The sequence below is a fragment of the Phocaeicola sartorii JCM 17136 = DSM 21941 genome, assembly GCF_054653615.1.
The window spans coordinates 1-10,032 of sequence record NZ_BAAIFW010000002.1 but is presented as its reverse complement, the minus strand read 5'-3'; the positions used below and the strand labels follow the sequence as shown (position 1 = coordinate 10,032).

Annotated in this window: 5 protein-coding genes; 2 read left to right on the top strand and 3 right to left on the bottom strand. The window is 39.3% G+C overall.

The genetic code is table 11. The features are described 5' to 3' along the window. Positions 1–759: 759 nt before the first annotated feature. Positions 760–2,457 carry a PNGase F N-terminal domain-containing protein gene (locus ACYQ0C_RS00055; protein WP_371327423.1) on the bottom strand — a complete coding sequence of 566 codons (1,698 nt, stop codon included), beginning with the start codon at positions 2,455–2,457 and terminating at the stop codon, positions 760–762. Positions 2,458–2,814: 357 nt separating this feature from the next. Here ACYQ0C_RS00055 and ACYQ0C_RS00050 point away from each other — a divergent pair, with 357 nt between their 5' ends. Together ACYQ0C_RS00050 and ACYQ0C_RS00045 are read left to right on the top strand one after the other, a co-directional pair. Further along, positions 2,815–5,985 (top strand): SusC/RagA family TonB-linked outer membrane protein, encoded by a 3,171-nt coding sequence (locus ACYQ0C_RS00050; protein ID WP_016275403.1) that lies wholly within the window; start codon positions 2,815–2,817, stop codon positions 5,983–5,985. A gap of 20 nt (positions 5,986–6,005) precedes the next feature. Next, a complete protein-coding gene (locus tag ACYQ0C_RS00045) occupies positions 6,006–7,940 on the top strand; it encodes a SusD/RagB family nutrient-binding outer membrane lipoprotein (RefSeq protein WP_016275402.1) in 1,935 nt (644 codons plus the stop codon). A 41-nt stretch (positions 7,941–7,981) separates the two neighbouring features. On the opposite strand, the gene ACYQ0C_RS00040 is transcribed toward ACYQ0C_RS00045, so the two are convergent. Beyond that, positions 7,982–8,623 (bottom strand): hypothetical protein, encoded by a 642-nt coding sequence (locus ACYQ0C_RS00040; protein ID WP_016275401.1) that lies wholly within the window; start codon positions 8,621–8,623, stop codon positions 7,982–7,984. A gap of 21 nt (positions 8,624–8,644) precedes the next feature. After that, entirely contained in the window at positions 8,645–9,775 is a 1,131-nt protein-coding gene (locus tag ACYQ0C_RS00035) for an AAA family ATPase (RefSeq protein WP_016275400.1), read from the bottom strand. Positions 9,776–10,032 lie beyond the last annotated feature (257 nt).

Sequence of the window (10,032 nt, the reverse complement as noted above, 5' to 3'; positions counted from 1 at the left end):
GAACTGTGTTTTTCAATTTAATTTAGATTAACGGTGCAAATATATAATAAATTTAATATATAAAAGAATACATCAAAAAAATATTTTGTTTCACCCCTTGCTTTTTAACAGTTACGAAAGAATAGAGGCTTTTTATTAAAGCGGTACAAGTTGCTTGGATACTACATTCTTTAATAATATTGTAAAAAATTAAGCTATGATTGGCAAGAGTTTTTTTGCAAAGTGGTAGAATAAGAGTAGCATCTTTATGCGGTATTAGACATACTTCTGTCTTTTTATATTATTAAGGTATGGCCGCATTTATAACTTGAATCAAGGTTTCTTTTCCATAATTCTCGTTTTTCTGTTCGTTATTCTTGAAGTAGCTGTTCTCATCCGTAATAATTGATAATTATCCAGCTGGATTTTGTTACAAGTTTCTATGAGTCAAAGTAAAATCTGTAGATGCAAATAAAGTTAGTTTTGCCATCTACAGATAGAAAAAATGCTCAGTTCCATGGGTAGGATTTATATATGCAGAAACATCTCTTGCCCATAAATAAAGAATATAAAGGGATAAAGTTGATTTCCAATGGTCGCAAGATCATTGAGTGTTTTGGATGTTCATGTTCAAAACCGGAAAAAAGAGAGAAACGAAAAAGAAATGGCAGCAATAGACGTTTTCTCACATTCTTTCTACTATCACCACCCATATCTCCATTTCTAAAAAAGTGGGGGGGATAGTAGAAGAATCTGACTCAGAGAATAAAAAGTTGCAAGTTAGAAGATCAGTGTACCCGAAATACACCAATAACTGTTGCTTCCTCCTTCAGGGGCACCTTGTGGAATTTGTACGGAAAGTATATGTTCTCCAGCTTCCATGTCCCCCAAATAGATATATTCCGGATTGGTGACTGTACCTGGACACCAGTTGGAACGACTCAAGTCGGATGAGCTCAACCCATTCGAGAAATTACCGGAACAGGGATTCCAGTTGCGATAAGTACCACAATCATCGCGCCAAGGAATGAATGAAATGATTTTCTGACCGTCCAAATAAATGGTGTTCGTTTTTTGGTTAAACTCATCGCCTCCACCCCAGCCACCATGGCCAGTGGTAAGATAATACAAGCGGGCGTTCTTGACCGGCTCTTTCAGTGTGAACCTCACTGTCAGAGAGTCGTTACGCATGAAAATAGGATAAGGCTGGCCAGCTTGTTCCAGGTAGTTGACAGTATTGAACAGAGGAATCGCATTGTAAACCCGATGTTCCTCATCAGGATAGTATTTCAGTTTCAAAGACAAGCGGTGACCTTTTGCATCCCAGTTCCCAATGTAAGCACCAATCCACGCTTCCCCTTCCAACTTTTCCATCAACGGAGTTATTTCTGTTTTATAAATAACAGAGTCTACCCAATTTTGTCCTTTTACCTTGTTATGGTTGAACTTACGCACACCAAATCCGGTGAAAAAGCGCATCAGTTCCAAAGGCACGTCATAACTTTCTGTGGAAATCAGCCCGTGATAATCGGAACCTTCTGATTGGAAAGCAGGGACACTTTTCAGATTACGCAGTGCATCAAGAAAAGACTGGGCCTTATCCGTAGGGATCATGAAGATTGATCCTGTACGGTCGTACGCATCACCGTCTGAATATTGTGCCACTTCAGCAAACAGAGTGCGGTTCTTCACATAGTCTGGCAGTTTTACTTTCTTAAGAATAATCGTTCCGCCTCCTGCGCTGTATTGTATGCCTTCCTCCAATGTGTCTGGCAGTTTGGCTCCATTGAAGCAAATGGTTTGCTGGTCAAACACAGGAATGGTGATGACTCCGCTTTGGTTTATGGTGTACTGGTAATCAGCGGCATCCATCGCTTCTCCCCAATCGGCGGGCAACAAATCCGCTTCCTTTTTTAACGGAGTGATGAGGATGGCTTCTTGCACCATATCTCCATTGCGGACTATCTTTAATACCAGTCCGTCCGGAATGCCGACATTGGGCTGGGGGGTTCCGCGAAAAGGAATTTCATTGGTGTACCATACTTCGATGGTATTGGAGTTGATGGAAGTGCGTACTATTTTGCAATTCAATCCCAAATGCTTCCCTTCGCCTTTTTCGGTAAAACCGCGGCCTAATTCAAAAGGAGTCATGGCCGAGATGATTTTTCCATTGGGCAGTTCGGCACGGCGATAAGACTGGCAAGTGGTATAGTCTATATAGCTACCGGTAACAGGTGTCTTGTCTTCAGGACGTACTTGGTTGTCATTTGGCTGTTTGCTCTCAGCCCGTTTATTTTCCAAAGAGACCCGATCGGTTGAAACCGTCATCAACAAATACCCCGGACGCACCTTTCCTTTATAGCTGGACTGATAGGTAACTTCGATTCCTTTCGCATTCTTTACTTTTTTTGAATAGTTCTGCGCATGAATGGCAGATACAGCCGTAAGGCAGCACAAAAGCAGCCATAATTCTTTCATTGTAAAATTCTTCATCATTTTTTATATATAAGAGGTTATCGGTTGTTTGCTATTTATTATGTCCTTCTATTATACATGTAGCACAAAGAACGCAATAAGATTTCAACTCAACAAATAATAACCGGATATTTTGAATCAGCTGTATGAAAATCGGCAGACAGGAACTAGTCTATGGTAGATAAAAGGTAGAAAAACATGCTATATATCCGCGTTGGAAGCTATCAAATAAGTGTTTTAAGTTTTGTGTGGTTTTATCATTTTATTGATTATCAATACAATGAGCAGTTCAATAGTTCCGGCGGAACTTAGAATACGGAATTACTTGATTTTCAATAAAAACTTAAAAAAATCACAGCTATGTTAAAACGACTAAAATCAGTCAGTATGATGCTGTTCCTAATGGGTGCCTCTACCGGAGCAGCGTACGCGGTTTCCAATCCGGGTGTTACCGATGTGAAAATTACGCAGCAGAGCGGAACATGTACGGGTGTCGTGATAGACGCCACAGGTGAAACCGTTATCGGTGCATCTGTAATAGTGAAAGGGACCACGAATGGAACTATCACTGGCATTGACGGTGACTTCTCTTTATCTGGAGTCAAAAAAGGAGATATTATCCAAATCTCTTTCGTAGGTTACCAGACTCAAGAAATTAAGTGGGAAGGACAACCTTTGAACGTAACCTTGCAGGACGACACACAAACTTTGCAAGAAGTGGTAGTAACTGCTTTGGGTATTAAACGCGAAAAGAAAGCATTGGGTTATGCCATGCAGGAAGTAAAAGGTGACGCTCTAGTATCTGCTCGTGAAACTAACCTTGCGAATGCCTTGACTGGTAAGGTCTCTGGAGTTCAGATTATCCGTTCAAGTAACGGTCCTGCCGGTTCCTCTAAAATCCAGCTTCGTGGTAGTAACTCTGTAACAGGCTTGAACCAACCGTTGATTGTTGTCGACGGTGTACCTATGGATAACTTTACAGGTGCCAGCAATAATGATTATTGGAATCCGTCAACCGATATGGGTAACGGTTTGTCGGATATCAATCCTGAAGACATTGAATCCATGTCTGTTCTGAAAGGTGCATCTGCCGCCGCTCTTTATGGTTCACGCGCAGGTAATGGTGTTATTTTGATTACAACTAAGAAAGGACGTGAAAATCCGGGACTGGGTATTACAATATCTGCTTCCGTTTCCGCAGAAACTATTTTCATGAAACCTGACCGCCAGAAAATTTTCGGACAAGGTAGCAAAGGTGCTTTTGATGCTAAGTCAAGTTCTAACTGGGGACAAGAAATTGCAGGTCAAAGTTATACGGATTGGGATGGAAAGACTCAAACCATGCAATACTTTGATAATGTGGACAATTTCTTTAATACAGGTACCAATCTCAATGAGAATATCTCATTCTCACAGCAATTCAACAAAACATCGGTTTATACATCTATAACCCGTATGGATGATGCCAGTAAGATCCCTGGTGCCAAATTGAGCCGTACCAATTTGATGCTACGCGCTTCTTCTACTTTCGGAAAGGATGACCGTTGGAGCTTGGATGCTAAGGTTCAATACATCAATTCATTAGCCAAGAACCGTCCTATCTCAGGTGCTAGAAGTGAAAATGCATTCTACACCATGTATGCTACTCCTATTTCTTTGGATATCACTCAATTTAAGAATAGCAAAGATGAATTTGGTGAAATGAGATGGTGGGAAAGAGGTAGTGGACTAAACCCCTACTGGGCAGAGAAGTATAACACCAATCAGGATAGCCGTAACCGTTTCCTGTTGAACGGATCATTAAAGTATAGATTTACCGATTGGCTGAATGCTGAGATCAAAGCAGGTAGCGATATGTACTACACTGAAACCGAAAATAAGTTGTATGCAGGAAGCCCGCTTCAAAAGAACGGACGCTATAGTGTAGGCGAGAAGAAATTCTTTGAAAACAACTTTAGCTTCTTGCTTTCTGCACAGAAAGACCAGTTGATTGATAAGTTCGGTGGAACATTAACCTTTGGTGGAAACTTGATGGAACGTAAATCTACCGGATTGGATTCAAGTATGGGCAAACTGACTGTACCTGATTTGTTCTGGATTACCAATGGAGATAAAGCTGACCTTAGCGTTACACAAACTTATAGTCACAAAAAAATCAATTCTTTATATGGAACATTAGGTATTAATTATGATGGATGGGCGTTTATTGATGGAACATTCCGTAATGACTGGTCATCTTCATTGAGCAAGAAAAACCGTTCATTCTTCTATCCTTCTGTTAGTGTGTCATGGGTTATCAGTGACATGGTGAATAAAATTGGTAAAGGGATGCCAGAATGGTTTACTTACGCCAAGGCACGTGTATCTTTTGCCCAAGTAGGTAATGATATGGACCCGTATCAGTTGTATAATACCTATGGTATAGGTTCTGATGGTCATACCGGTGGTACTACCGCATGGGGAAACAAGACTTTGTATAATGAAGATGTTCGCAGTGAGCTGATTTCTTCTTGGGAAGCTGGCGCAGAAGTGAAGTTCTTCAACAACCGTTTAGGAGTTGACGTAGCTTGGTATAAATCAAACGCACGCCGCCAGTTGTTAAATATTCCGATGAATAATTTCTCAGGATATGAATCAATGAAAGTAAATGCAGGTGATATCCAAAACACAGGACTTGAAATTATGCTGAACGCACGTCCTATCGAAACTAAAGATTTCAGCTGGGATGCAACCGTTAACTTCTCTACCAACAAGAATAAAATTATTGAATTACTCCCAGGTGAGGCATACAAGAACATGACCTATACATTAGGCGGTTACGATAATCTTTATGTGTATGCGGTAGCAGGTGGTAACTATGGTGAAATCTGGGGTACCAAGTTCCAACGTGTGGCAGAAGGTGAGCATAAAGGAGAATTACTTTTAAATAGCAGTGGCTTGCCACAAGGTACTTCTAAATCCGAAAAGATTGGAGATCAGCAAGCTACTTGCTTGGTGGGATGGACTAACACCTTTACTTATAAAGGATTTTCATTCAGCTTTTTGATTGACGGACGTTTCGGTGGTGATATCTTCTCTGGTACGAATCGTATGTTACAGGCTAACGGTGTAGCTGCAAAAACTGTAGTTAATGGAAAACGTGAGAAATTCGTAGTTCCGGGTGTTATTTTAAATGAAGATGGAAGCTATACAAAGAATTCTATTGAAATCACTCCGCAAGATTATTGGACTGCAGTAACTACTTCCAGCGGTAACTTGGGTATCGGTGAAGCCAACATTTATGACGCAACCAATATTCGCCTGCGTAATGTGTCATTAAATTATGCATTCCCGAAATCAATGTTGAGCAAGACTCCGTTCCAACAAGTAAAATTGGGTGTTTCTTGTAATAACGTATGGATGATTAAGAGTCATTTGAATGGTATAGACCCCGAGTCTGTATATGCAACAAGTACCAATGCTACTGGTTTTGAAAATGCAGCATCTCCTACTTCACGCACATTCTTGTTTAACGTTACACTTGGTTTCTAATTTTTTAAAACTTGACTAAAATGAAAAATTATAATAAACTATTTATCGGTTTTGGATTGTGTGCCGGCTTGATGGGCAGTACCACCTCCTGTTCTGATTTCGATGATATTAACACGAGTCCGTCGGCTGCAGGTGCGGAATATGTAAAGCCGCACTACGCGTTGGATCAATCTATTATTGATGCTCAACAAAATCCGGATGTAGCGGAACGTACCGTTGTTTACAACTGGGCGAGCGCAGCCCGCATCTGTGGTGAAATGTCATTTTTGAACATAGGACGTTATAATGATGGATATAATGCAGCTTATTTTAACCAAGTGACAAGTTGGTTGAAGAATGCTACTCTGGCAATCAAATTTGCAGATGAAGCGGTAAATCCGTCAGAACATGAAGCGGCATTTTTTGCTAATGTAAAACAATTCGCCCGTGTTTGGCGTGCCTGTCTGATAGCAGAATATACAGATACATTCGGACCTTATCCTATAGAAGCTTTCAACGGAGTGAATCCTCAGTTCAATGGTGTTGAAGAAGTTTACGACTTCATTCTTAAAGAACTGAAAGAGGCATCTGCTGCTATTGACACCTCCGTAGAACCTACAGAGCAGGAAGGAAAGAGCGATCCGGCTTTTAACTATAATGCCACCAAATGGCAGAAGTATGCCAACAGTTTGCGTATGCGCTATGCCATGCGTTTGTCTGAATCTAATCCTTCAAAAGCCAAAAGTGAATTTGAAGATGCAGCAAAAAGCACTGCCATTACTTCGTTGGATGATATGTTTAAAGTGAAAGAATATGGAGGATGGAGTGCATGGGATGGTATCTATACACGCTCATGGGACGATCAGGCTTTGTCCTCAACCATGTCTAATATTCTTGTAGGTTTGGGCGGCATTGCCGTAACTGAACAGCGTGCTGACTTAGCTCCTTACATTAAGGGGATGAATTATATGGGTATGAAATTTGATCAACACTATGCAGAATTCACTGACAATCCGACTAAACAGTTCTGGATGGATGGTATTCCTGAGAACCTTGATCCGCGTGCTCTGAAAATTTTCTGTCTGCCCAATGATCAAACTGCCGCCAATTTTATAGATAAAGGTTCTGTAAAGGGACATGATACGCATGCGATGGCTGATAAAGAAGGTGCTGATTTAGTGAAACTGGATGCTCAATTCACATGGAATTATTATCCGGTAGGACAAAGAGGTGCATGGTCTGATAAATTTTCTAAAAATAAAGTTGCGGGAAATATTTGGGATACAGGCGTTTTGTTAGGCAAAAACTATTGCGACAGTAGTAATGAACGTGTGTGGTTTGCACCTTGGGAAACTTATTTCTTATTAGCGGAAGCAGCTCTTTATGGTTGGTCTGTAGGAACGACAGCAGAAGTGGCTTACGAGAATGGTGTCAAAGCTAGTTTTGAATATTTCGGTATTAGCCAGTATGTAGATAGCTATCTGAATTCTACCGCTTACAATCGTGTGGGTACTTCTGTAAAATTCTCCCACACAGATGAACCAACCAATATGACTGTAAACTATGTGGATGGTTATACCAAGGAGGCTAAAACTATGACTTATCAATATCCAGATGCCAGCAAGATTCTGTATAAAGGTAAAAAGCTGAATGATCAGTTAACCAAGGTTATCACTCAGAAATATATTGCTCAGACTCCTTATTTGGCATTGGAAATGTGGTCTGACCATCGTCGTTTAGGTTTGCCATTCTTCGATATTCCGGCTAATGAAACTACTTTCACAGGTTCTGACATGGAACCTTATTGGTCTACAGCTTCGTATACTAAAGGGCAAAGTTGGAATTTGTATCCGCAACGTATGAGATATCCGACCAGTTTGAAAAATGCTGACCCTGCAGGTTATAATCAGGCACTTCAACTGTTGGGAGGAGAAGACAATATCATGACTCCGTTGTGGTGGAGTAAAGGTAAATAAACCAAATAAAAAAAGAAGCACTTTTCTAAGTGCTTCTTTTTTTATTGAAACCGTTCCAAAACTTTTAGTACATCTTTGGGATTTTCCATTTTAATATTCTCCGTTTCAATGAATTCTTTGATCAGTTGCTGTTTGTCTTTAGAATATAGTTTTAGAAGTGTATTGATATTCCGAAAACTTTTCAACTTACCTTTTACTTGAGTGTAATAAACATTCTCCGTTACCATTTTATAGACTGACAGGTCTAAATCCTGCTCGCCATTCACACGTTGAAAGCGTGTGTTGACATCAATAGCCTGAACACTTCCCTGGGTAACTGTTCCCATAGCTCCTTTTTTTCCTATGCCTTTCGGATTTATTTTCCAATCTATAAAAAGAGTTGCATTCTGCCCGGACATCACTTCCATGAAATGTCCTTCAAACGGAATAAAACGATGTATATCAATGACTACCGTATCAACATCTTCCAGATTTTCTATAATCATATCTGTTGCTCCATTTAAAAAATGCATTTCTTTGTTTATACAGTCATAGTTAAATTTTCCTTTGGCAAACTGTTTGTTTTTCAATAGAACTTTTCCTTGAGTAAACTCCTCGAAGAAATAGCCGGTAGGTTGTTGGGCATTGGCAAACGTTATGCTTCCCAATGTCAGAATGGCAATAAGAATTCCTTTTGTATTCATAGTTATAGAGATTTTAATGATTCATACTAGTCCTTTGAGCCAAATTGCCAAAAAACGATCGTATACTATATACCCTTGCTGTTCTTTTAAGACAAACTCTTTATTTACTAAAGACTTTAATGCTACATTTATGCTGCTAGCCCCTTTTAAATCATATTTTTTTATGAATGTGGCACTGTTAATCTCGCTTACAATTTCCTCTTTTGCTATAGCTTTCAGCAACTGAATCTGATTGGAAGTTAAAAACTGGAAATAGGTTTGATAAGTATATTCTTCCTCCTGTACGATTTCCTGTATGAGTGTATGCAACAGCTCCATAGTTGGAATTTGCTGTGGCAATGAATACAATCTGTTTAAAAGATATTGCATATACCACGTATGTCCTTTTACCGATTGATAAATTTCATGGAAGATATCTTCCTGCAAAGTTTTCTTTCTTTCATCAAACAGTTTCTTGGCAAACTCCCAGTAAGGAGTATAAGGAATAGGGGCCAGAAAAAGTTTCTGCGTAGATTGGTAAAAAGGCCTTTTGATGGAAAAGAAGATAGACTCCATCAAATGCTTTTTGCTACCCGAAAAGATAAAATGCACATTCGGGGTGAACTGAATATACGATCTCAATAAGCCTTCCACTCCTTTCTCCGGATATTCCATTATCTGCTGGAATTCATCAATGGCTATATAACATTCTACTCCCGATTGGTTTAGGTAGGTGAAAATCTCTTTCAAGGTTTCTTCTGAACGTTCCGGAATAAAGTCGAGTGTTACAGATGGCATCCCTGTTATTTCATCGGCACTGATGACCGGACGGCAACTCTTAAAGAATGAGAATAGCGATTTTAAGGTACTCTGTGATAAGGTATCTAATTTCCCCAACACACTTCGCCCCAGTAGAGATACAAACTCCTGAAGATTCTGGGTTGAAAATATGTCCAAATAAAAACAGGCGGCAGATTTATTTTCTTTTTGAATATAGTAAAATACATTCTTTATTAGTCCTGTCTTTCCCATACGGCGTGGACTGATTAATGTAATATTTCTGCCATTCTTTAATGCTGACATTAAAGAAGCTGTTTCTTTTTCGCGGTCACAGAAATAATCGGGTCCTTGGTAACCGGTTATTAAAAATGGATTAGTAGGAATACTCTTCATTGCAGTTTTTATGTTACATAAAACATGTAACGCAAATAACGCAATAAAGTTTGAATTTAGCAAATATAAGAGTTGCATTTTTATTTCATTCCATCAAATTCTGATTTTCTTATTTATAGTAAAGATTTAAGATGATAACTAGTAGAAATTAGGTAGAAACCGCAGATTTATTTCCTCTTTACAAGCTCTGTAATAAGAAATTCTTTAAAAGTCATTGAAATTTATACAATTTGATTATCAGCACAATAACATCCTAA

What these genes read in the sequence shown, in the direction of transcription:
- ACYQ0C_RS00055 (WP_371327423.1), bottom strand. Translation starts at nt 2,457, where the DNA reads ATGAAAGAATTATGGCTGCTTTTGTGCTGCCTTACGGCTGTATCTGCC.
- ACYQ0C_RS00050 (WP_016275403.1), top strand. Translation starts at nt 2,815, where the DNA reads ATGTTAAAACGACTAAAATCAGTCAGTATGATGCTGTTCCTAATGGGT.
- ACYQ0C_RS00045 (WP_016275402.1), top strand. Translation starts at nt 6,006, where the DNA reads ATGAAAAATTATAATAAACTATTTATCGGTTTTGGATTGTGTGCCGGC.
- ACYQ0C_RS00040 (WP_016275401.1), bottom strand. Translation starts at nt 8,623, where the DNA reads ATGAATACAAAAGGAATTCTTATTGCCATTCTGACATTGGGAAGCATA.
- ACYQ0C_RS00035 (WP_016275400.1), bottom strand. Translation starts at nt 9,775, where the DNA reads ATGAAGAGTATTCCTACTAATCCATTTTTAATAACCGGTTACCAAGGA.